This window comes from Pseudobutyrivibrio sp. JW11, from assembly GCF_900115355.1.
GTDB lineage: Bacteria > Bacillota > Clostridia > Lachnospirales > Lachnospiraceae > Pseudobutyrivibrio > Pseudobutyrivibrio ruminis.
Window position 1 is genome coordinate 85,739 of sequence record NZ_FOWB01000006.1, and the last position, 23,394, is coordinate 109,132.

22 protein-coding genes are annotated in these 23,394 nt (G+C 39.1%); all 22 read left to right on the forward strand.

The annotated features are described in order from the left end of the window. The 22 genes from BM102_RS07600 to BM102_RS07705 all read left to right on the forward strand — a co-directional run bounded on the left by BM102_RS07600 (position 1) and on the right by BM102_RS07705 (position 23,393). Positions 1-489 (forward strand): chemotaxis protein CheD, encoded by a 489-nt coding sequence (locus BM102_RS07600; protein WP_074790400.1) that lies wholly within the window; start codon positions 1-3, stop codon positions 487-489. A gap of 28 nt (positions 490-517) precedes the next feature. Continuing rightward, positions 518-820: a hypothetical protein gene (locus BM102_RS07605; RefSeq protein ID WP_090480585.1), complete on the forward strand. Its 303-nt coding sequence runs from the start codon at positions 518-520 to the stop codon at positions 818-820. Between the two features lie 35 nt (positions 821-855). Next, positions 856-1,620, forward strand: coding sequence for a FliA/WhiG family RNA polymerase sigma factor (locus tag BM102_RS07610; protein ID WP_033153997.1), 765 nt, complete (start codon positions 856-858; stop codon positions 1,618-1,620). 44 nt (positions 1,621-1,664) lie between these two features. Further along, positions 1,665-1,991, forward strand: a complete 327-nt coding sequence (locus tag BM102_RS07615) for a hypothetical protein (protein WP_044934180.1) — start codon at positions 1,665-1,667, stop codon at positions 1,989-1,991. A gap of 76 nt (positions 1,992-2,067) precedes the next feature. Further along, on the forward strand, positions 2,068-2,730 hold the full coding sequence (locus BM102_RS07620) for a DUF6115 domain-containing protein (RefSeq protein WP_143064493.1): 663 nt from the start codon (positions 2,068-2,070) through the stop codon (positions 2,728-2,730). Then, entirely contained in the window at positions 2,730-3,284 is a 555-nt protein-coding gene (locus tag BM102_RS07625) for an endolytic transglycosylase MltG (RefSeq protein ID WP_090480588.1), read from the forward strand. The genes BM102_RS07620 and BM102_RS07625 overlap by 1 nt, the downstream gene beginning before the upstream one ends. A 158-nt stretch (positions 3,285-3,442) precedes the next feature. Continuing rightward, positions 3,443-4,174, forward strand: coding sequence for a 30S ribosomal protein S2 (gene rpsB / locus BM102_RS07630; protein WP_033154000.1), 732 nt, complete (start codon positions 3,443-3,445; stop codon positions 4,172-4,174). Positions 4,175-4,176: 2 nt separating this feature from the next. After that, the gene (gene tsf / locus BM102_RS07635) at positions 4,177-5,100 is read left to right on the forward strand and encodes a translation elongation factor Ts (RefSeq protein WP_090480591.1); all 924 of its coding nucleotides are present in this window, start codon (positions 4,177-4,179) and stop codon (positions 5,098-5,100) included. Between the two features lie 120 nt (positions 5,101-5,220). Next, complete coding sequence (locus BM102_RS07640; protein WP_242942914.1) at positions 5,221-6,135, forward strand: polysaccharide deacetylase family protein; 915 nt, start codon at positions 5,221-5,223, stop codon at positions 6,133-6,135. A gap of 20 nt (positions 6,136-6,155) precedes the next feature. After that, entirely contained in the window at positions 6,156-6,932 is a 777-nt protein-coding gene (locus BM102_RS07645) for a polymer-forming cytoskeletal protein (RefSeq protein ID WP_044934191.1), read from the forward strand. Between the two features lie 20 nt (positions 6,933-6,952). Then, positions 6,953-7,657: a UMP kinase gene (gene pyrH / locus BM102_RS07650; RefSeq protein WP_090394021.1), complete on the forward strand. Its 705-nt coding sequence runs from the start codon at positions 6,953-6,955 to the stop codon at positions 7,655-7,657. Continuing rightward, a complete protein-coding gene (gene frr / locus BM102_RS07655; protein WP_044934197.1) occupies positions 7,657-8,211 on the forward strand; it encodes a ribosome recycling factor in 555 nt (184 codons plus the stop codon). The genes pyrH and frr overlap by 1 nt, the downstream gene beginning before the upstream one ends. 64 nt (positions 8,212-8,275) lie before the next feature. Beyond that, positions 8,276-8,974, forward strand: a complete 699-nt coding sequence (locus BM102_RS07660) for an isoprenyl transferase (protein ID WP_090394020.1) — start codon at positions 8,276-8,278, stop codon at positions 8,972-8,974. A 12-nt stretch (positions 8,975-8,986) separates the two neighbouring features. Beyond that, positions 8,987-9,790, forward strand: coding sequence for a phosphatidate cytidylyltransferase (locus BM102_RS07665; protein ID WP_044934204.1), 804 nt, complete (start codon positions 8,987-8,989; stop codon positions 9,788-9,790). Between the two features lie 12 nt (positions 9,791-9,802). Further along, entirely contained in the window at positions 9,803-10,951 is a 1,149-nt protein-coding gene (locus tag BM102_RS07670) for a 1-deoxy-D-xylulose-5-phosphate reductoisomerase (protein ID WP_044934206.1), read from the forward strand. A 3-nt stretch (positions 10,952-10,954) separates the two neighbouring features. Then, the gene (gene rseP / locus BM102_RS07675) at positions 10,955-11,989 is read left to right on the forward strand and encodes an RIP metalloprotease RseP (protein WP_090480594.1); all 1,035 of its coding nucleotides are present in this window, start codon (positions 10,955-10,957) and stop codon (positions 11,987-11,989) included. Between the two features lie 10 nt (positions 11,990-11,999). After that, on the forward strand, positions 12,000-13,052 hold the full coding sequence (ispG, locus tag BM102_RS07680) for a flavodoxin-dependent (E)-4-hydroxy-3-methylbut-2-enyl-diphosphate synthase (protein WP_044934210.1): 1,053 nt from the start codon (positions 12,000-12,002) through the stop codon (positions 13,050-13,052). A 4-nt stretch (positions 13,053-13,056) separates the two neighbouring features. Continuing rightward, complete coding sequence (locus tag BM102_RS07685) at positions 13,057-17,502, forward strand: PolC-type DNA polymerase III (protein ID WP_090480597.1); 4,446 nt, start codon at positions 13,057-13,059, stop codon at positions 17,500-17,502. A 19-nt stretch (positions 17,503-17,521) separates the two neighbouring features. Further along, entirely contained in the window at positions 17,522-18,535 is a 1,014-nt protein-coding gene (locus tag BM102_RS07690) for a DUF5050 domain-containing protein (protein ID WP_090394017.1), read from the forward strand. 15 nt (positions 18,536-18,550) lie between these two features. After that, on the forward strand, positions 18,551-19,687 hold the full coding sequence (gene pheA, locus BM102_RS07695; protein ID WP_090480600.1) for a prephenate dehydratase: 1,137 nt from the start codon (positions 18,551-18,553) through the stop codon (positions 19,685-19,687). An 18-nt stretch (positions 19,688-19,705) separates the two neighbouring features. Further along, positions 19,706-21,220: a Ppx/GppA phosphatase family protein gene (locus BM102_RS07700; protein ID WP_090480603.1), complete on the forward strand. Its 1,515-nt coding sequence runs from the start codon at positions 19,706-19,708 to the stop codon at positions 21,218-21,220. A gap of 16 nt (positions 21,221-21,236) precedes the next feature. Further along, the gene (locus BM102_RS07705) at positions 21,237-23,393 is read left to right on the forward strand and encodes an RNA degradosome polyphosphate kinase (protein ID WP_090480606.1); all 2,157 of its coding nucleotides are present in this window, start codon (positions 21,237-21,239) and stop codon (positions 23,391-23,393) included. The last annotated feature ends 1 nt before the right edge of the window (position 23,394 follow it).

A 23,394-nucleotide genomic window follows, 5' to 3' on the forward strand; every position in this document is an offset into this window, starting at 1 on the left:
ATGGGGCAGATGATTAAAGTCGGCATGGCCGATCTAAAAATATGTAAAGCTCCGGATGCGCTGACTACTATTGGTCTCGGTTCGTGTATTGGAATTGCATTATATGATCCATCTACAAAGATTACTGGCTTGGCACATATAATGTTGCCTGATAGCACAGCTATTCGCAATAATTCAAATATTGCGAAGTTTGCAGATACAGGCATACAGAAGCTTTATGATGATATGCTTAAAGCTGGGGCAAACAAAATGAAGCTAGTAGCAAAAATAGCAGGGGGCGCTAAGATGTTTGAAATGCCTGGCGCGTCCGCTGCTGGCATTAATGTCGGGGAGAGAAATGCAGAGGCTTCAAAAGCGAAGCTAAAGGAGCTTGGAGTTAGGCTTGTTGCAGAAGACTGTGGCTTGAATTATGGTCGTACAGTTGAGATTTATAGCGAAACTGGAGAGTACTATATAAAAGCAGTTGGCAAAGAGCTTAAGATTATTTAAAATATATAATAAGTGGTTGGAGGAACAAATGAATACTAAGCCTATTCCTATAATAATTACGCTAGCAGCAGCGCTTATATCTTGTGTTGTTTCAATTGTACAAAGGGCGGGCTTTTCAGTTTTTCTTAGCCGTTTAGTTATTGTAGTTGCCGTTTTTTTAGTAATGGGAACTATCATTAAAATGGTGCTTGATTATTCCTTTCGCACATTAGAACCACCAGTATCCATTGATGATCAATTGGATGATGTAGTTCCAGATGCAGGGGATATTGAGCAAACAGAAGAAATCGACACCACAGAGGACAACTCGTTAGAATCAGAGGAAGGCTAAACATTTCTGATTAAACGTTACTAAAGGGGGCATAAATGAAGGCAGCTGACAAGGAAAAGCTTTGGGACAAATATAAGGTTAGCCCATCCCCAGAGCTTAGAGAGCAGTTAATACTTGAATATGCATCGCTTGTTAAAATTGTTGCAGGACGTCTTTGTATGTACTTGGGTAACACCGTTGAATACGAGGATTTATGCAGCTATGGTATCTTTGGCCTCATTGATGCGATTGATAAGTTTGACTTGGCAAAGGATGTTAAATTCGAAACATATGCAAGTCTTCGTATCAGAGGATCCATTTTAGATCAGATTCGTAAAATGGATTGGATTCCACGTACAATCAGACAGCGTCAGCGTATGATTGATGATGCAATCAAGACAATTGAAGCTCGCACTGGACACAGTGCTTCGGACGAGGAAGTCGCAGCAGAATTAAATATATCTTCTGATGAATTTTTGAAATGGCAATCACAGCTTAATGTTACTAATGTTGTTTCATTGAATGAATTTGTTGAAGCTGGAAATGAACCAGTTATGGAAGCGGAACACAATTCTCATTTCATTCAGCCAGAAGACAACATTTCTAAGCAGGAGCTTACACAAAAGTTACAAGAGGCATTAGATAAACTTACAGAAAAAGAAAAACAAGTCATTCTTTTGTATTACTACGAAGATATGACTTTAAAAGAAATAAGTGCAGCTCTTGAGGTTTCAGAATCAAGAGTATCACAACTCCATACCAAGGCCCTTCAAAAGATGAGAGGATCACTTGGAGAATACATGGGGATACTAATAAAATAGTGTTGGCAGTTTAATTGTGTGGTATTCCATAGGGAGGGAATGTTATGTCAATTAGTCCTATTAATTTTAACGGAATGATCCAAAACACCAACGAGATTAGCCATACAAAGGCTACTGAGGATCAAAAGCCAATGCTTCAGCAGGAAGTTTTGACGCAGACCGTCGAAAAGAAGCAGGAGCAGCAAGCCAAACAGGTCAATGATCTTTACAACGCAAAGCGTACAGAAGACAAATATGACCGTGAAGGCAATGGCAAAGGTTATGAAGGAAATAAAAAACGTAAACCCTCTAAGATTAAACAAGAAGAAAAGCTAGAAGGTGATGGAAAGGTATCTGAGAAGCCTACACCTTCATTTGATATGAGAGTTTAACAGGGGGACTGAAATGACCGTTCTTGAAATTACACTCCTAATCATAGGCTTAGCCTTTTGTATTGGGAGTTTTTTTGTGTCTGAAAAGTTATCAAGCAAAGACAAAGAAAATCTTCAAAAGCTTACAAAAGAGCAAATAGAAGAAATTATAAAAGACAAAATGGCTGATGCAAAGGTAGAAATGGAAGATAAGCTTTCTGCTACAATTGATGAGGCCATTGAAGAAATGGATCGAAAAACAGATAAAGAAACAAACGAGAAGATTATGCAAATCTCTCAGTATTCAGATACAGTTTTGGAATCTGTTGACAAGTCCCATAAAGAAGTTACATTCATGTATTCAATGCTTAATGAAAAGCAGCAGGATACAGTTGATATGACTAAAAAGCTTTCAGATTTAGAAGATACACTTGTTGCTTTGGATTCATCTATTGCTAAGAAGCTTGATTTACTTCGCGATAGAGAAATCGAAATATCCGAAGAAAAGCAAAAGCTAGAGCAGGCCAAAATCGAATTTGAGGCTCAATCTACTGAAAGCAAGGCAGCTGAGCCAGTATCATTTACTGAGGCTTTGGCTGAAAAATTTGCAGATGAAACAGTTCGTCCAAAACAAAATGACAATCTTGAAATTTTGACTCTTCATGACGAAGGTCTTAGCGAAGTTGAGATAGCTAAGAAGCTAGGTAGAGGTTTAGGCGAAGTTAAATTTGTTCTCGGATTATATCAGGAGGGCAAATAATGAGACTAAAATATTACATGAGAGGTATAGGCATAGGTGTCATTTTTGCAACACTTGTGCTTTCCATTAGTTTTTATTTCGGTAGAACTGATTTTTCTTCAAAGGAAATGACTGATGAAGAAATAATTGAAAAAGCAACAGAGCTTGGAATGGTTATGCCGGAAGACGAGGCATCTGAAGAGGAAACTCAGGATGAAACATCTGAAGACGATGCAGCCGCTTCTGAGGAACAACCAACAGAAGAAGCAGCGCCTGAAGAGACAGAAGAGACTGATGCTGAAAATGAACCTGTTGTAGAAAGCTCTGAGTCTACAGTTAAATACATTCCGTTTACAGTAAACAGCGGAGAGTCATCAGATACAGTTGCAGCTAATCTTTATAAGGCAGGTTTAGTTGATTCTGCATCGGAATTCAACGACTACATGAATACGCTAGGGGTTGATAACAGAATTCAGTCCGGCACATTCTATGTAAGAGCTGATAGTACATACGATGATATTATAGTTTTACTTGTTAACAAAGATCATAGAACAACAACACCACCCACTGAGTAACACCTAATAATAGGTGTTGCATGGTGGGTTTTTTTATGGTAAACTTTTAGAGCTGTTGAAAATACACGCATAAGGACTGACATTGGTTCCCAACCTACAGTAGGCGGGGTGGTTGTCAGGAGGAATTATGCGGAAGAAACAAACCAGGAGGTATTAAAATGAGTGTTATTTCAATGAAGCAGTTACTCGAGGCAGGTGTTCACTTCGGACATCAGACACGTAGATGGAACCCTAAGATGGCTCCATACATCTACACAGAGCGTAATGGTATCCACATTATCGACCTTCAGAAGTCTGTAGGTATGGTAGACGATGCTTACGATGTTATCTTCGACATCGCACAGCAGGGTGGTACAATCCTTTTCGTAGGTACAAAGAAGCAGGCTCAGGATGCTATCGCTACAGAGGCAGAGCGTTGCGGTATGTTCTATGTAAACGAGAGATGGCTCGGTGGTATGCTTACAAACTTTAAGACAGTTCAGACAAGAATCGCTCGTCTTAAGGAAATCGAGAAGATGGAAGCAGACGGAACATTTGACCTTCTTCCAAAGAAGGAAGTTACTCAGCTCAAGAAGGAGCAGGAGAAGCTTACAAAGGTTCTCGGCGGTATCAAGGAAATGAACCGTATTCCAGATGCTATTTTTGTTATTGATCCTAAGAAGGAGCACATTTGTATCCAGGAAGCACACGCACTTGGTATTCCACTTGTAGGTGTTTGTGATACTAACTGTGATCCAGATGAGCTTGATTACGTTATCCCAGGTAACGATGATGCTATCCGTGCAGTTAAGCTTATCGTTGCTAAGATGGCAGATGCTGTTATCGAAGCAAAGCAGGGTGAAATGAATGAGGTTGCTGAGGAGTCAGCAGAAGCAGAAGAGGAGGCATAATTATGGCAGCTATTACAGCAGCAATGGTAAAAGACCTTCGCGAGCAGTCTGGCGCAGGTATGATGGATTGTAAGAAAGCACTCACTGAGTGTGATGGTGATATGGATGCAGCTTTCGAGCTCCTTCGTAAGAATGGTGCTGCAAAGGCTGAAAAGAAAGCATCTCGTATCGCTGCAGAGGGTATTTGCAAAGTTGTAGTTGAAGGCAATACAGCTGTTGTTCTTGAGGTTAACTCAGAGACAGATTTCGTTGCTAAGAACGAGAAGTTCCAGACATATGTTGAGAAGGTTGCAAACCAGATCCTTAAGTCTGATGTTACTACAATCGATGAGTTACTTGCTCAGCCATGGGCAGAGGATTCATCAAAGACAGTTAACGACGTACACGTTGAGATGGTAGCTACAATCGGCGAGAAGCTTTCACTTCGTCGTTTCGAGAAGGTAGTATCTGACGGATTCGTTGTTTCTTACACACACGGTGGTGGACGTATCGGCGTTATCGTTGATATGGCTGGCGCTGAGAGTGATGCAGCTAAGGAAGCAGCTACAAATCTTGCTATGCAGATTGCAGCTCTTAATCCTAAGTATGTTAGCCGTGATGAAGTATCAGCTGATTACATTGCTCACGAGAAGGAAATCCTTCTTGCTCAGATCATGAACGATCCTAAGGAGTCACAGAAGCCTGAGAAGGTTATCAATGGCATGATCGAAGGTCGTGTATCTAAGGAGCTTAAGGAAATCTGCTTACTTGATCAGGTTTATGTTAAGGCAGAGGATGGAAAGCAGACAGTTGCTAAGTACTTAGAGCAGGTTTCTAAGGAGACAGGTTCTGAGCTCAGCATCAAGAAATTCGTTCGTTTTGAGACAGGCGAAGGTCTTGAGAAGAAGGTTGAGGATTTCGCAGCAGAGGTTGCAGCTCAGCTTTAATTTCAAATTTGTTTTCTTTGAAGAGTCCACATTTAGTGGGCTCTTTATTTTTTACCCCCTTTATATTGAGAAATCGTTGTGATAAAATAAAAGAGAAATTTTTATGGGGAGGATTTTGTTTTGGAGAGTTCATTTGAGGGGCTTGAGAGACAAAGGGCAAAGCGCAGACGCGTTGCCAGAATGAAAAAATTTATTGTCACTACTGTTTTAGTTTTTATGCTACTTACAATTTCTGTAATGAGCTTCCTTTTGTTTGAGGTTTTCTCTTTACAGAGGCAGTTGGATAGCCTTGCTAAGCAGGTTTATGTTACTACTGATGTAGAGAATGAAAGCGAAATGGTGGATGACAGTATATTGGATGATGTCTACCAAGTCGATAACGTTGATAATATTGCTGAAGAGGGTGATATACCTATGGTATATTTGACATTCGATGATGGCCCTAGCAGCAACACAGATGAAATATTAGATATTTTAGACGATTATAATGTAAAGGCTACATTCTTTGTTTGTGGCAAGGATTTAGAGCTTTACGGTGAACAATACAAGCGCATCGTGGACGAAGGTCATACTATTGGTATGCACTCATATAGCCATAATTTTGGCGAGATATATGCGTCTGAGGATGCTTTTGCACAAGATTATAACAAAATTCATAATTTAATATTAGAAACTACTGGTGTTGACACTAAATATTATCGTTTCCCAGGAGGAAGTAGTAATAAGGTCAGCACTACAAGCATGTCTACATTCATTAATTATTTAAATTATCAGGGCGCTGTATACTACGATTGGAATGTTGCTTCGGGAGATGCTACATCTTCTGCGTTTACAACAGAACAGCTTATTGATAATGTAATGAAGGATGTGGTAAAATACAAAACGTCTGTAGTATTGTTGCATGACGCTTCAAATAAAAATGCGACAGTTGAGGCTTTACCTGGATTGATTGAATCTTTACAAGAGCAGGGGGCCATGATTTTACCAATCACAGATGAAACAACCGTTATACAGCACGTAAACGTTGTACAATAAAATGTTATGGAGGAATTGTAATGGGCTTTTTTAAGGATTTCAAAGAGGATTTTAATGACGCTTTAGACGAAATGGCTGGCGCAGAAGAGACATCTACAGAAGAAGTTATGGTTAATACCTTAGATGGCGATATTGACGTTGAGTCTGAGCTTAACAAGCTTGATGGTCTTTTAGAGCAGGTCACTAAAAAGGTTGAAACACCAGCTGAAAAGCAGGCAGAGGCTCCTGTTACTACAGAGCCAGTAGAGGAGAAAAAGTCTTTCTTCTCAGAGACAAAGAAAGAAACTAAGATGGAGGCACCAAGAACAATGGATGTTATGGGAAATGCTGCTGATACTAACAGAGCAGTTGCAGATGAGAATGCAGTTATTACAGCAGGAATGAAGGTTACAGGTAATGTAGAATCAATCGGTTCTATCGAAGTACAGGGAGAAATTGTAGGAGATGTTGCATGTAATGGCAAGCTTGTTGTTACAGGTAAGGTTAATGGTAACTCATCATCTTCAGAGTTCTTCGCTGACGCTGCAAAGATCGAAGGCGAAGTAGTTACAACAGGTACAGCAAAGGTTGGCGTTGGTTCAGTTATCATCGGTAACATTACAGCTACATCAGCAGTTATCGCAGGTGCTGTAAAGGGTGATATCGATGTTAATGGTCCAGTAGTTGTTGATACATCAGCTGTTGTTATGGGTAACATTAAGTCTCGTTCAGTACAGATTAACAATGGTGCTGTTATCGAAGGCTTCTGCTCACAGAGCTACTCAGATGTTGATGTAAACAGCGTATTCGCAATCTAATAGATAAAGGATTATTACAAATGAAGAGAGTATTACTTAAGCTTAGTGGAGAAGCACTTTCAGGTGATAAGGGGTTTGGATTTGACGAAGCTACATGTATGATGGTAGCAAAGCAGGTTAAGAAGCTTGTAGATGATGGTGTTCAGGTTGGTGTCGTTATCGGCGGCGGCAATTTCTGGAGAGGCCGTTCATCAGAGAATATTGATCGTACAAAGGCAGACCAGATTGGAATGCTTGCTACAGTTATGAACTGTATCTATGTATCTGAAATCTTCAGAGCAGCAGGCATGCGTACAGCAGTACTTACACCTTTTGAGTGTGGCAATTGCTCAAAGCTTTATTCTAAGGATAGAGCAAACAAATATTTCGAAAGAGGAATGGTTGTATTCTTTGCAGGTGGTACAGGTCATCCATATTTTTCAACAGATACAGCTACAGTACTTCGTGCAGTAGAAATCGAAGCAGATGTTATTCTTCTTGCTAAGTCAATTGATGGTGTATATGACAGTGACCCAGCTAAGAATCCTGATGCAAAGCGTTATGATAAGGTTAGCATCCAGGAAGTTATCGATAAAAAGCTTCAGGTTGTTGATATGACTGCTTCTGTTATCGCAATGGAGCAGCAGATGCCAATGTATGTATTCTCTCTTAATGAAGAGGATTCTATAGTAAAAGCAATTTCAGGCAAATTTAATGGCACAGTAGTGTGTGTTAAGGAGGATTAATGGATAATATACTTTCAACTTACGAGGAGAAAATGACAAAGAGCTACAACAATCTCGAAAGCGAGTTTACTACTATTCGAGCAGGTAGAGCTAATCCACATATTCTTGACAAGATTACTGTTGATTATTATGGAGCACCAACTCCACTTCAGCAGGTTGCTAATATCTCTGTTCCTGAGCCAAGACTTATTCAGATTCAGCCTTGGGAGCCATCATTGGTAAAGGAGATTGAAAAGGCAATTAATATGTCTGATATTGGTATCAATCCTACAAACGATGGTAAGCTTATTCGTTTGGTTTTCCCAGAGCTTACAGAAGAGCGTCGTAAGGAAATTGCCAAAGATGTTAAAAAGCATGGCGAAGATGCAAAGGTTGCTATTCGTAACATCCGTAGAGATGCTATCGATCAGTTAAAGAAGCATTCAAAGGATGAAGGCGTTTCTGAGGATGAGATAAAGGACCTTGAGGATAAGTGCCAAAAGATGACTGATAAGTTCATCGCTGAGGTAGATAAAGCTGTTGAGGCTAAGACAAAAGAGATTATGACAGTTTAAACTAGTCTATTTATGGGGCACAGTTATTGTGCCCTTTTTCATTATATTTTATTTTGGAGGTGCTATGAACGTACCAGAGCATATAGCTATAATACTAGATGGAAATGGCAGATGGGCCAAATCAAAAGGAATGCCTCGTACATACGGACACACTGTAGGGGCAAAAAATGTCGAAACCATTTGTAGAGCGGCACATGATTTAGGAGTAAAATACGTTACTATGTACGCTTTTTCTACTGAAAACTGGTCTAGACCTGACGATGAAGTTAAAGCTCTTATGAAGCTTTTAGGGGAATATATAAAGACTTGTATGAAGACCGCCAAAAAGGATAACTTACGGGTTAGATTTATTGGTGATTTGACAAAGCTGGATGACAAACTTAGAGCAGCTATTGCTGAGCTTACAGAGTATTCATCACAGTTTACAGGTCTTACACTTACTATTGCTATAAATTATGGTAGTAGAGACGAAATGACTAGAGCAATTCGAAAGGTTGCTGAGGATGTTAAAGCTGGCAATATCAATTCAGAAGATATTACAGAGGATGTTTTTTCAAGCTACTTAGACACTAAGGATATCCCTGATCCAGATTTTATGATTAGAACATCTGGCGAGCAGCGTCTTTCAAACTATCTATTATGGCAATTAGCATATTCCGAGTTCTACTTTACACCTGTTCCATGGCCAGAGTTCACACCAGAGGAGCTTAAAAAGGCAGTAGAGGAATATGATAAGAGAAACCGTAGATTCGGTGGTATATAGGAAGGATTATATATGTTTATTACTAGATTAATTAGTGGAATTATTCTTGTAGCTCTTGCACTTTTATTTATTTGCACAGGTGGAGATGTTCTTTTAGCAGTAATGCTAGTTTTGTCTCTCATCGGTATGTTTGAGCTATACAGAATCTTTAAAGTTGAAAAGAGTCTACCTGGAATACTAGGGTATCTCGCTTGTATTACATATTATTTAGATTTAAGATTTCAATTTTGCCAGGATGTTATGGTAATTGTCCTTGCATTTTTGATTCTGCTTTTAGCTGTATTCGTGTTTAGCTATCCAAAGTTCCATAGTCATCAGATTATGGCAGCATTCTTTGGCTTATTCTACGTAGGAGTGATGCTTTCATTCCTCTACCAGACACGAATGCTTACAAATGGCCAGTTTATTGTATGGCTTATTTTCCTTTGTTCTTGGGGATGCGATACATCTGCATACTGTGTAGGCGTATTGTTTGGAAAGCACAAAATGTCTCCAATTCTTTCTCCTAAGAAATCTATCGAAGGAGCAGTTGGTGGAGTAGTTGGTGCAATGTTATTTACAGCGATTTACTGCTACGTTATTTCAGCAGTATTCAAGATGGATGACTTTGCAATCCTTCCACTTGTAATTATTTCAGGAGTTGGCGCTTTAATTTCCATGGTAGGTGATTTAGCTGCATCAGCCATTAAGCGCAATTTCGAAATAAAAGATTATGGAAAATTGATTCCAGGACATGGTGGAGTGCTTGATAGATTTGATAGCGTAATTATCACAGCACCTATTATTTTCTTCTTAGCTTATTATTTTTACGTATAAAGAGGTAGTAAAATGTCACAGAAGTTAGCTTTACTTGGTTCAACTGGTTCTATTGGAACCCAGACATTGGACATAGTTTCACAAAATCCAGAGGATTTGCAGGTAGTTGCAATGTCCTGCGGAAAGAATCTAGATTTGTTTGAAAAGCAAATCAGAAAGTATCATCCTACACTTGTTTCTGTGGGAACAGAGGAGCTTGCAAAGGATTTAAAGACAAGACTTTCTGATATGGATATAGATATTCATTTTGGAATGGAAGGACTTATTGCTGTTGCCACTTGTGAAGAGGCTGACACTGTAGTTACTGCCGTAGTTGGAATGATTGGAGTTCAGCCTACTATTGCAGCTATCAATGCCAAAAAGACAATTGCTTTAGCAAACAAAGAGACACTTGTTACTGCAGGTCATATCATTATGCCTCTTGCAAAGGAAAAGGGTGTTTCTATTCTCCCGGTTGATAGCGAACACAGTGCTATTTTCCAATCATTAAATGGAGAAAGACACAATAAAATTTCAAAGATTCTTCTTACTGCATCTGGCGGTCCTTTCAGGGGAAAGACTCTTGAACAGTTAGAGAATGTTAGAGTAGAAGATGCATTGAAGCATCCAAACTGGTCTATGGGCGCAAAAATCACTATCGATTCTGCTACAATGATCAACAAAGGTTTGGAAGTTATGGAAGCTAAGTGGCTATTCGATGTAAATCTTAGCCAGGTTGAGGTTGTGGTGCATCCACAGAGCGTGCTTCATTCTGCTGTTGAATTTATGGATGGAGCGGTAATTGGCCAGATGGGCACACCAGATATGAGATTGCCAATCCTTTATGCTCTATTTTATCCAAACCGTAAGACTCTTTACGCAGAGCCTTTAGATTTATTCAAAGTAGGTTCACTTACATTTGAAAAGCCGGATATGGAAACTTTCTATGGCCTTTCTTTGGCTTATGATGCAATGGATGCAGGTGGAAATGTTCCTACTGTCTTCAATGCTGCCAATGAAAGAGCAGTTGCAAAGTTTTTAAATAATAAAATCAAGTTTTTGGAGATACCAGAAATCGTATCAGAAGCAATGATTAATGTAGATTTCATTGAGAATCCTACAATCGAACAGGTTCTTGAAACTGAAAAGATGACTTACGATTTCATTGAGAGCAGGTGGTAAAAAATGAAGATTATTCTAGCTATACTAATTTTTAGTTTCATTATTATTTTTCATGAGCTAGGACATTTTCTTTTTGCAAAGAAGTGCGGGGTTAAGGTTAATGAATTTACTTTGGGTCTTGGCCCAACTCTGATTTCTTGGGGAAAAGGCGAAACAAAATATTGTTTAAAGCTTCTTCCATTCGGTGGTTCTTGCGTTATGGAAGGAGAGGATGAAGAAAGCGATAGTGATAGAGCATTTAATAAAAAATCCCTATGGGAGAGATTCCAAATCGTTTTCGCTGGTCCTTTATTTAACTTTATTTTGGCTTATATACTTTCTGTTGTTTACATAGCAGCTTTAGGTGTAAATGACGCTACCATATCTGATGTTATGGAAGGCTATGCAGCTGAGGAAGCAGGTATGGAGGCTGGAGATACAATCATTAGTATTAATGGATATAATGTTCATTTTTACAATGAAATTAGCATCTACACATTCTTACATCCAAACGCAGAAAGCTATGACATTGTTTATTCACGTGATGGTGAAAAGCATGAGACTGAATTAGTGCCAACATACTCTGAAGAAACCGGCAGAAAAATGATTGGCATTATCAAGAACGCGGAATACAAAAAGGTATCACCAATTGGTGTTTTGAAATATGCAGCTTACGAAATCAAATATCAGATTTACGTTACATTATCTAGCTTAAAGATGTTATTTACAGGTCAGATTTCTGTAAATGAAGTATCAGGTCCTGTAGGAGTTGTTACTACCATTTCTGATGTTTATGATCAATCGATAAGCAGTGGCTTGTTTTACGTATTTATCAATCTATTATCAATCGCAATACTTCTTACTGCCAACCTTGGCGTTATGAACTTATTGCCATTCCCAGCCCTTGATGGGGGAAGAATTCTTTTGTTTATTATCGAAGGAATTAGAGGCAAGAAGATGAAGCCAGAGATTGAAAACGGTATCAATCTGGTGGGATTTGCATTGTTAATGGTTTTAATGGTTGTTGTTATGTACAACGATATTCTTAAGCTTATGTAGAGGTAATATTATGAAGACTACTGAAGTTAAAATTGGAAATAGAGTTATAGGTGGAGGAAATCCAATTCTTATCCAGTCTATGACAAACACAAAAACACAGGATGTAGAGGCAACAGTTGCACAGATTCTTCAGCTCGAAAAGGCTGGCTGTGATATTATTCGTTGCGCTGTACCTGACATGGAAGCGGCAAAGGCTCTTGGCAAAATCAAAGAGCAGATTCACATCCCTCTTGTTGCAGACATTCACTTTGATTACAGACTTGCTATAGCTGCAATTGAAAATGGAGCTGACAAGATTCGTATTAATCCTGGAAATATTGGAAGCGAAGATCGTATTAAGGCTGTTGTTGATGCAGCAAAGGCAAAGAATATTCCTATTCGAGTTGGCGTTAATTCAGGTTCTCTCGAAAAGAATCTTGTTGAAAAATATGGCGGAGTTACAGCTGAAGGCCTTGTAGAATCAGCCCTTGATAAGGTGGCTATTATCGAGCGCCTTGGATATGACAATCTTGTAATCAGTATCAAATCATCTGATGTTATGATGTGTGTTAAGGCTCACGAGCTAATTGCAGACAAGACAACACATCCACTTCATGTTGGTATTACAGAAGCAGGCACAATTAAAGCCGGAAATATCAAGAGTGCATGTGGCTTATCAATGATTCTTTCACAGGGAATTGGCGATACTATCCGTGTTTCACTTACAGGTGACCCTATCGAAGAAATTAAGACAGCAAAGCTTATTCTTCGTACACTTGGTCTTAGAAAGGGCGGAATCGAAGTTGTATCATGCCCAACATGTGGACGTACACAGATAGATTTAATTGGACTTGCAAATAAAGTAGAGAATCTTGTTGAAGAGTTCTCAGATTTAGATATAAAAGTAGCTGTTATGGGCTGCGTAGTTAATGGACCAGGAGAGGCTAAGGAAGCTGATTTAGGTGTTGCTGGAGGCATTGGAGAAGGCCTTCTTATAAAGCATGGCGAAGTCGTTCGCAAGATGCCTGAGAGTGAGCTTCTAAATGCATTACGTGAGGAGCTTACAAACTGGCCACGGAGATAATGATATGGATCAAATGAGTTTTTATGAAGTTTTCCCTAATATGGAAGCGGGGAATGATTTGGATACAGCCCTTAGTGACGCCACTGTCACTAAGGTAAGTACCGGTCGTTCGAAGGATGATATTCGTATATACGTTACTTTCAATACCCTTATTCCTAAGCGCCGTATCTGGCATTTGGAAAAATCTATTAAAAAACAATTCTTCCCTAATAATGGTGTTACAATTCGAATCCTTGAAGAATTCGATTTATCAAGTCAGTACACACCTGAAAATCTTTTAAATTCATATAATGATAGTATTTTAGAGGAGCTAGAGGATAGAAGTGCTCTTCTTTTTAACATATATAAAAAAGCAGATTTAGACTTTACTGAAGATGGCCATCTTAAAGTAACTATCGAAGATACGATAATTGCCCGCGAGAAAGAGCATGAGCTGTTTGATATTCTTCATTCCATTCTTTGTCGCAGATGTCATCAGAATATTGTTATTGATTTCGATTATAAAGAGCCTGTTAAAAGCAAGTATCTTGAGAACGCAATTCTCGAAATCGAAAACAAAATTGCTGCAATAAATGCGCAAAGCGTTAGTCATGAGTCATCTGACGACGATAATTCTGGTTCTGATAATTCCGATAAGAAAAAGGATGCAGATAATAAGAAGCCACAGGAAGCTGAGACGAAGGTTATCAAGCCACTTACAAAGTCTGACGATCCTGATTGTATTTACGGCAATGAAATCTTCGATAATGCTACTCCAATGGAGGACATTAACGGAGAGCTCCTTGGACCAATCATTATCCGTGGACAGCTTACAGCTCTTGAGTTTAGAGAGACAAAGAAGGGTGGATATTTTGGAACTGGTGCTATGACCGACTTTACCGACTCTATCTCAATCAAGCTTTTCTTCAGTGATGCAGATCAGGGACGTGAGCTTGAAAAAGCACTTAAAGTTGGAGAGTTCTATAAGATAGCAGGTAAGCTTGATGAAGATATTTATTCAAAGGAGCTTACTGTCGGTCGTATTAATTCTATCAACAGAATTCGTGACTTCAGGGTTACTAGACAGGATACTGCAGTAGATAAGCGTGTTGAGCTCCACTGCCATACAAAGATGTCGGATTTCGATGGTGTATCCGAAATCACCACAATTATCAGTAGGGCAAAGGAGTGGGGACACAAGGCACTTGCTATTACAGACCATGGTGTTGTGCAGGCATTCTGTGATGCGGATCATATGAAGGGCCTTGGAGATTTCAAGGTTATCTACGGATGCGAAATTTATCTTGTAGATGATACAAAGCTTATTGTTACCAACGATAAGGGCCAGACTTTACGAGATGAGTTTGTCGTTTTTGATATTGAGACTACAGGTTTCAATCCTAAGACATGCAAGATAATTGAAATTGGTGCTGTTAAGTTTGTAAATGGAGAAATTGTTGATAGATTTTCTGAGTTCGTAAACCCACAGGTGCCAATCCCATTCAACATAACAGAGCTCACTTCGATTAAGGACGAAATGGTAGAGGATGCCCCTACAATCGATGTAATCCTTCCAAAGTTTATGGAGTTCTGTAAAGGTTCTGTTTTAGTTGCACACAATGCTGGCTTTGATACAAGCTTCATTAGATACAACTGTAAGCAGCTTGGCCTTGAATACGACTACACCCACGTAGATACAGTTGAGGTTGCAAGATACTTACATCCAAATATGGCTAGGTTCAACCTTGATGCTGTATGTAAGGCAGAAAATATTGTAAACGAGCATCATCATAGAGCGGTTGATGACGCAGAGGCTACAGCAAAGGTATTTGAAAAGTTCATTGTAAAACTTGAAAATGAAAAGATTTTCACTTTATCAGAGCTTAATGACCATAGTAAACCAGGCCCAGAGCAGATAAAGAAAATGCGTGCAAATCACTGTATTGTTCTTGCAAAGAACGATTTAGGTCGTATTAATCTTTATAGATTGGTTTCAGAATCACACCTTTATTACTTCAGCAGATATCCTAGAGTTCCAAAGAGCTTGCTGATGGAGTGCAGAGAGGGACTGATTATTGGTTCTGCCTGCGAGGCTGGTGAATTATACGATGCCATTGTAGATGGTAGAGATGAATCGGAGATTATGCGTATTGCTAATTTCTATGATTATCTTGAGATTCAGCCTGTTGGCAACAACGAATTCATGATTCGTTCTGATAAACGTAAATACGAAAACATCAATTCTGTAAAGGATTTGCAGGAGATTAATAAGCAGATTGTTGCATTAGGAGACGAGCTTAAAAAGCCTGTTGTTGCTACCTGCGATGTGCATTTCCTTGATCCTGAGGACGAAGTATATCGTCGTATCATTATGGCCAACAAGGGCTTTGATGATGCGGACCAGCAGGCACCTCTATATCTTCATACTACAGATGAGATGCTAGAGGAATTTGCTTACCTGGGATTGGCTAAGGCGCATGAAGTAGTTGTAGAAAACACTAATATGATTGCTGATATGGTGGAGCGTATTCACCCGGTTCGTCCTGATAAATGTCCACCTGTAATCGAGCATTCAGAGGAAGATTTACGTCGTATTTGCGAAACAAGAGCACATGAGGTGTATGGACCAGTGCTTCCTGAAATAGTATCAGCCAGACTTGAACGAGAGCTTAACTCTATCATCGGTAATGGATACTCCGTTATGTACATTATCGCTCAGAAACTGGTATGGAAGTCGAACGAGGATGGATATCTGGTAGGTTCCCGTGGTTCCGTAGGTTCATCCTTTGCAGCAACAATGGCTGGTATTACAGAGGTTAATCCACTTCCTCCACACTATAGATGTCCAGAATGCTTCTATGTAGATTTTGACGGTCCAGAAGTAAAGGAAACAATCGACAAAGGACTTTCAGGTGTCGATATGCCGGACAAGATTTGTCCGAACTGCGGCAAGCCTTTAGCAAAGGATGGATTTGATATCCCATTCGAAACCTTCCTTGGATTCAAGGGAGATAAGGAGCCTGATATCGATCTTAACTTCTCCAACGAATATCAGTCAAAGGCCCACAAATACACTGAAGTTATTTTCGGTGACGGACAGACATTCAAAGCTGGAACTGTGTCTACACTTGCTGATAAAAACGCCGTAGGTTATGTTCTTAAGTACTTTGATAAGCGAGATATTAGAAAGCGACGTGCTGAAAACGAGCGTATTGCAAAGGGTGTTGAAGGCGTTAAGTCTACTACAGGCCAGCATCCAGGTGGTGTAGTAGTTCTTCCTAATGGTGAGGATATTTATTCCTTCACACCAGTTCAGCATCCAGCTAATAAAGATACGGATATCGTTACAACACACTTTGATTACCATAAAATCGATGCCAACCTGCTGAAGCTTGATATCTTAGGACATTTGGATCCTACCATGATCAAGCGACTGGAGGATTTGACAGGAATTGATGCCACAAAGATTCCTCTTGATGACAAGGATGTTATGTCTTTGTTCCAAAGCACTAAGGCTCTTGGCATTACACCAGATGACATTATGGGAACACCACTTGGAACTCTTGGAATTCCGGAGTTCGGTACTGATTTCGCTATGCAGATGCTTGTTGAGGCAAAGCCTCAATACTTCACTGACTTAGTTCGAATCGCCGGACTAGCCCATGGTACTGACGTATGGCTGGGAAATGCCCAGGACCTTATCTTAAATGGTGTTGCCACTATCACTGAGGCTATTTGTACTCGTGATGATATCATGGTTTATCTGATTCATATGGGCCTTGACCCTGCTGAATCATTTACCATCATGGAGCGAGTTCGTAAGGGTATTGTCGCTAAAGGTAAATGCGATGAGTGGCCTACATACAAACAGCATATGCAAGAGCATGGTGTTCCAGATTGGTACATCGGCTCATGCGAAAAAATTAAATACATGTTCCCTAAAGCCCATGCTGCCGCATACGTTATGATGGCTTGGCGTGTTGCTTACTGTAAAATAAATTATCCTTTAGCATACTATGCAGCATTCTTCTCAATCAGAGCCGGTGGTTTTGATTATGAAAAGTGTTGTCAGGGTAAGGCTAGATGTGAGCAGGAGATTAAGTACTACAAATCTCAGCCAGATTTATCAGCTACCGATAAGGATATTTTGATTGCACTTAGATTGTGTCAGGAGATGTATGCCCGTGGATTTGAATTTTTACCTATGGACCTATACCAATCTGACTCAAGATACTTTAAAATAGTAGATGGGAAGCTTCTTCCACCATTCAATGTTATTTCCGGAATGGGTGATAAGGCTGCTGAGCAGTTACAGATTGCTGCCAGCCAAGGAAAGTTCTTATCACAAGACGAGATTCGCGATAGAGGAAAGGTATCACAGACTATTCTTGATAAAATGGTTGAGCTTGGAATCGTAAAAGATCTTCCAAAATCAAATCAGCTTTCACTATCAGACTTTTTTAATTTTTAATTTTGGGGAGGGCAGTTGAATGAAGGTATTAAAAAGAATCATAGCAATAGTTGTTGCTATTGGTATTGTGGCTGGTCTTGGTTTTTATAAGTACATAAATACTGTGACCTATTATAATGAACCAGGCACAAATGGAAACACTATTGGCAATCTATACGGAAATGGATTGTTCTGTGAATCAGATGGAGTAGTTTATTTTTCTAATCCAAATGATAAGGGCAGAATTTATAAAATGAATCCAGATGAATCTGATATAGAAATTGTCGCAACTGATAGCGTTTATTTTATTAATGCCGATTCACATTACCTTTATTACAGTCGTAATCACAACGATAATGCAGATTTCGTGCTTGATGTAAACACAGAAAGCTTGTGTAGAATGACAAAGAAGAATAAAAAGGTCATTATACTTGATCAGGCAAACTGTAATGCGGCTGCTCTCGCTGGAAATAGAGTTGTATATTTTCACTATGATTCCGAAGATGCCACATCTCTTTATATGGTTGGTATCGACGGTGAAGAAAGAGTCCAGCTTTCAAAAGCTCCAATTGATCCACGATGCATGGTAGGCGAAAAGCTTTACTATTCAGGTGTGGAGCGTGATCACAATCTCCATAGTATGAATCTTGATACAAAGGATTCTACCTATGTTTCATCAGAGAATTTGTGGCTTCCAATCATCGATGGTAACACTTTGTACTACATGAATTTGGATGAAAACAATCGAGTTTTCAGAAGTACTCTTTCTGGCGACAACAAAACAGGTATAACCACCTACGGTACATCAGGATACAATATCTCTGGCAATTACCTGTACTATCAATCCATCAAGGGTAATCCTGATGGTATGTACAGAGTGGATTTGACTACAGGTGCCGAGGTTCTTCTTGCTGAAGGTGAATTTAACAACATCAATGTAACTAGCAAATATGTATATTTTGCTGATTACTATTCAGGTACAACGTTCCATGTGGCAAATGGTAGCACAGAAGTTGGGCTATTCAATCCACCAATTTTAGCATTAGACAAGTAACAGAATAGGAGTAACATGAGAGACTTAGGAGACATCAGGGTAGAAATCGATCAGGTAGACAAGGAGATTCTCAATCTTTTCAACAAGAGAATGGAGCTTGCCTGCCAGGTAGCTGAGTACAAAATTGCTACAGGTAAAAAGGTTTACGACAAAGAGCGTGAGGATGCAAAACTTGAAAAGCTTTCATCCTATGTTGATGATGATTTTAGCGAGCAGGCTGTCAAAGAGCTATACACACAGATAATGTCCATCAGCCGCAAAAAGCAATTTGCTATTTTGCAAGAGCGAGGAGTATCTTTTGACACAGGCTTTACTCAGGTAGATGAATTCGATTTTTCTGATGCAATCGTTTGCTTTCAGGGAGTTCAAGGGGCTTATTCCCAGCTGGCAATGCTGGCGTTTTTTGACGACGAAATGAAAGACAGCTTTCATGTTGATTTATGGCGTGATGCCATGGAGGCAATCAGCACAGGCAAGGCTGACTATGCTGTTCTTCCAATAGAAAACAGTCTGGCTGGTTCTATTGAGGAGAACTTTGATTTACTTTCTGAATACAATGTTGCCATTATTGGCGAGCAGATTCTAAAGGTTGATCATGCTTTGCTTGGTGTAAAAGGTGCCAAAATAAATGATATTAAAACAGTTTATTCTCATCCTAAGGCGATAGCCCAGTGTGAAAACTACATTCGTAAATATCACATTGATTGGGATGTTAAAAACCTACGCAATACGGCTATGAGTGCCCAAAAAATCCAGGATGATGGAGACAAGACTCAGGCTGCTATTGGTAGCAAATATAATGCAGTATTATATAATCTTGATATTCTAGAAGAATCTATTCAGGATGATAAAAATAATGAGACACGTTTCATCATTGTTTCAAAGGATAAAAAATATAAAAAATCTGCAGATAAAATTAGTCTTTGCTTAGAGATTTCTCACGAACCAGGAAGTCTTTACAGGATTCTTTCAAACCTCATTTTCAATGGTATCAATATGAACCGAATCGAATCTAGACCAATTAAAGGTGTTAATTGGCAGTACAGATTCTTTATTGATATTGATGGCAATCTTAACGATGAGGCAGTTAGAAATGCACTTACTGGTCTAAAAGAGGAATGCGTAAGCATTAGAGTTTTAGGAAACTATTAATTTCGTATTGGGGGGAACATGAAATTATTTGCAAGCATTTACATTGGCTCTTATGAGACTACAATGAAAGTTTTTGAAGTTAGTAAGCAGAAGGGGATTAAGACTGTGGACACTCTTAAAATCCCTTCTGATATTATCAGAGATGTGCTTGAGCATGGCCGTATCTTACCTCAGACTACGGACAAGCTTTGTCATGTTTTAAATGATATGCGTCGCACTATGGAAGGCTACAAAGTGGACAGCTTTTCTGTAGTGGCAGGTCCTAATATTAGACAGGCTGAAAATGCTATCATCTTTCTTGAGCAAATAAAAATGCATACCGGATTTACGGTAAATGTTCTTTCAAATTCTGAGCAGCGATTCTTAGGATACGAAGCAGTTGCATCCACAGAAGGCTTCGAAGAGCTCATTAATGAATCAGCTGTTCTTGTTGATGTGGGAGGAGTCTCACTTCAAATCACACTTTTCTCAAAGGGAAAAATCGTTACAACTCAACATTTATCAATGGGTACAGTTTCCATAAGTGAGAATCTTAGGAAACTAGGTACTATATCAAACAATTCTTTTGAGCAAACCTACGAGATGATGTACAAGGAATTGGAAGTTTTCAAGACTATGTTCTTGAGAGACATGGTTCCAAAGTACATGATTCTTTTAGGGGTGCAGGTTAGTACCATTGCTGAGAGAATATCCAATTTTTCCTCAAAACAGATTAAAACAAAGGACTACCTTGAATTCTTAAACAAGATTAATAAAAACTATATTAAAGCATTCGAACTTAAGTATGATGTTTATCTTGATAATGAAAATCTTATCGAACCAATGGTAATGCTTTATAAAGTTTTGGCTGAAACACTTACTCCTGAAATTGTGTATGCACCGGGAGTGTCTGTAAGTGAAGGTGTTGCTTATAATCATAGCTATTCTAAAAAATGGCTTACATCATCCCACGATTTTGATAACGATATTATTTCAGCAGCTTGGGCTATTGCCAAACGATATGACAGCTATCAGCCACATTTAAAGGCTTTGTTCAAGCTTTCCAGTGAAATATTTGATGCTATGAAAAAATATCACGGGCTAGGCAAAAGACAGAGAGTTCTTATGCAATGTATAGCTATTCTTCATGACTGTGGAAAGTATATTTCTCTATCAGAAGCATCAAGCTGTTCATATACCATTATTATGTCTTCTGAAATCCTAGGACTTAGTCACAAGGAAAGGGAGATAATTGCTACTACTGTTGAGTTTAACAGAAAGCCTGTTGAACCATATGAGAACCTTTCGGACAAGTTTACCCAGGAAGAGTATGTAACTATCCTGAAGTTGCTTGCAATTTTAAAGGTTGCCAATGCTCTTGATAGATCGCATAAGCAGAAGATTAAAAATGTTTCAATGAGAGTAAAAGATAGAGAGCTTGTTATTTCTATAGAGGCTAACAGCTCACTTGCCCTTGAAAAGGGATTATTCAAAAAGAATGCAGATTATTTCGAGGAAATCTTTTCTATAAAACCAGTTCTTAGAGAAAACTAGATTTTTAGGAGGCGTTATGGGAAGCAAAATCAATATTTCAGATGCAAAATACTATGACAATAGAGAACTTAGCTGGTTAAAGTTCGAGCTAAGAGTATTGAATGAAGCTATGGTTAAAGAGCTTCCTATTTTGGAGCGCATTAAATTCGTAAGTATAACTTCGTCCAATTTGGATGAATTCTTTATGGTTCGTGTAGCTTCTCTTAAAGACATGGAGCATGCAGGCTATACAAAGCCTGACATTGCTGGGATGACACCTACAGAGCAGCTCATTGCAATCAACGAAAAGACAAGAGAGCTGGTAGAGCTTCAGTACAACATATGGGGTAAGCATCTCAACCCGGCATTAAAGGAAAACGGAATCATCCTATACGATAAATACGAGGATTTAAATGAAGAACAGTTGAAATTCGTGGATTCATTTTTCATGAGCCAGGTTTATCCTGTTCTTACTCCAATGGCCTTTGATGCATCAAGACCATTTCCACTTATAAGAAACAAATCTCTAAATATTGCAGCGTTGATTGAAAAGAAAAAGGGGTCTACAGTAGCAGGCAACGACAGTGATGATGTTGAGTTTGCAACTGTTCAGGTTCCATCAGTTTTACCTCGATTTGTATCCCTTCCATCAGACGAAAAACATCACGATTGCTTTATTCTTTTGGAGCAGATTATCGAGCGCAACATGGATAAGCTCTTCTTAAACTACAATGTGGTTGCAGCCTCTCCATATCGAATTATGAGAAATGCCGATTTTTCAATTGATGAAGAGGGCGCAGAAGATTTGCTTTTAGAAATCGAAAAACAGATTAAATCACGACAGTGGGGCGAAGTAATTCGTCTAGAGGTGGAATCTACAATTAACAAAAAGCTCCTATCAATTTTAAAGAAAAATTTAGGTGTAAATGAGATAGATATTTATAAAATCAAGGGACCTATTGATTTAACCTATCTTATGAAGCTTTATGGAATTGAAGGCCATGGCGAGCTTAGAGCTCCAAGCTTTAAACCTCAGAACAATCCACGCCTTAAGCCAGGTGAAAAGCTGTTTGATGAAATTAAAAAGGGAGATATTTTCCTCCATCATCCATATGAAAGCTTTGATCCTGTTGTTGATTTTATTGCACAGGCAGCCTTTGATCCACAGGTGCTTGCCATCAAGCAGACTTTATACAGAGTCAGCGGTAATTCACCTATCATAGCAAGCCTGGCCCATGCTGCGGAGAATGGTAAGCAGGTTACAGTACTTGTTGAATTAAAGGCTCGTTTTGACGAGGAGAATAATATCATCTGGGCAAAGAAGCTTGAGAAAGCTGGATGTCATGTAATTTATGGTTTAGTAGGATTAAAGACTCACTGCAAGATTGCTCTTGTTGTTAGAAGAGAAGATGATGGTATTCGCCGCTATGTTCATCTCGGTACCGGCAATTACAATGACTCTACAGCTAAGCTATACACCGATTGTGGTATGTTTACCTGTAATGAAAAATATGGCGAAGATGCTACCGCTGTATTTAATATGCTTTCCGGATACTCAGAGCCAGCAAGCTGGAATAAGCTTGTTGTAGCCCCACTTTGGCTAAGGGACACCTTCGTCACTTTGATTAATAGAGAGATTCGTCATGCCAAAGAGGGAAAGGAAGCTCGCATTATTGCTAAGATGAACTCCCTTTGTGACAAAGAAATAATCGAAAAGCTTTACGAGGCAAGCAATGCCGGCGTTAAGATAAATCTTATTGTTCGAGGAATATGTTGCCTTAGAACTGGTATTCCAGGCGTAAGCGAGAATATTCATGTGTCATCAATAGTTGGCACATACCTTGAGCATGCACGTATTTTCTACTTCTACAACAATGGACTAGAAGATATATACATGGGTTCAGCGGACTGGATGCCTCGTAATTTGGATAGACGTGTTGAAATCATTTTCCCTGTTGAGGATGTTATTTTAAAGGATAAAGTTAAGCATATTTTGGATGTTCAGCTGGGAGATACCCTAAAGGCTTATGAGATGACAGAGGATGGAAACTATGTTAGAATAAAGCCTGTTCGCGGCAAGAAGCCTGTGGGTGCACAGGACACTTTCTGTCGAGAGGCAAAGAAAAATAACGAGCCAGAGATTGATTATTTCAAAAAGCGTACCTTTACGCCTATCTTTGGCAATGAGGTTTAAA

Coding starts and splice junctions, on each gene's coding strand:
- BM102_RS07600 (WP_074790400.1), top strand. CDS start 1: ATGGGGCAGATGATTAAAGTCGGCATGGCCGATCTAAAAATATGTAAA.
- BM102_RS07605 (WP_090480585.1), top strand. CDS start 518: ATGAATACTAAGCCTATTCCTATAATAATTACGCTAGCAGCAGCGCTT.
- BM102_RS07610 (WP_033153997.1), top strand. CDS start 856: ATGAAGGCAGCTGACAAGGAAAAGCTTTGGGACAAATATAAGGTTAGC.
- BM102_RS07615 (WP_044934180.1), top strand. CDS start 1,665: ATGTCAATTAGTCCTATTAATTTTAACGGAATGATCCAAAACACCAAC.
- BM102_RS07625 (WP_090480588.1), top strand. CDS start 2,730: ATGAGACTAAAATATTACATGAGAGGTATAGGCATAGGTGTCATTTTT.
- rpsB (WP_033154000.1), top strand. CDS start 3,443: ATGAGTGTTATTTCAATGAAGCAGTTACTCGAGGCAGGTGTTCACTTC.
- tsf (WP_090480591.1), top strand. CDS start 4,177: ATGGCAGCTATTACAGCAGCAATGGTAAAAGACCTTCGCGAGCAGTCT.
- BM102_RS07645 (WP_044934191.1), top strand. CDS start 6,156: ATGGGCTTTTTTAAGGATTTCAAAGAGGATTTTAATGACGCTTTAGAC.
- pyrH (WP_090394021.1), top strand. CDS start 6,953: ATGAAGAGAGTATTACTTAAGCTTAGTGGAGAAGCACTTTCAGGTGAT.
- frr (WP_044934197.1), top strand. CDS start 7,657: ATGGATAATATACTTTCAACTTACGAGGAGAAAATGACAAAGAGCTAC.
- BM102_RS07660 (WP_090394020.1), top strand. CDS start 8,276: ATGAACGTACCAGAGCATATAGCTATAATACTAGATGGAAATGGCAGA.
- BM102_RS07665 (WP_044934204.1), top strand. CDS start 8,987: ATGTTTATTACTAGATTAATTAGTGGAATTATTCTTGTAGCTCTTGCA.
- BM102_RS07670 (WP_044934206.1), top strand. CDS start 9,803: ATGTCACAGAAGTTAGCTTTACTTGGTTCAACTGGTTCTATTGGAACC.
- rseP (WP_090480594.1), top strand. CDS start 10,955: ATGAAGATTATTCTAGCTATACTAATTTTTAGTTTCATTATTATTTTT.
- ispG (WP_044934210.1), top strand. CDS start 12,000: ATGAAGACTACTGAAGTTAAAATTGGAAATAGAGTTATAGGTGGAGGA.
- BM102_RS07685 (WP_090480597.1), top strand. CDS start 13,057: ATGGATCAAATGAGTTTTTATGAAGTTTTCCCTAATATGGAAGCGGGG.
- BM102_RS07690 (WP_090394017.1), top strand. CDS start 17,522: ATGAAGGTATTAAAAAGAATCATAGCAATAGTTGTTGCTATTGGTATT.
- pheA (WP_090480600.1), top strand. CDS start 18,551: ATGAGAGACTTAGGAGACATCAGGGTAGAAATCGATCAGGTAGACAAG.
- BM102_RS07700 (WP_090480603.1), top strand. CDS start 19,706: ATGAAATTATTTGCAAGCATTTACATTGGCTCTTATGAGACTACAATG.
- BM102_RS07705 (WP_090480606.1), top strand. CDS start 21,237: ATGGGAAGCAAAATCAATATTTCAGATGCAAAATACTATGACAATAGA.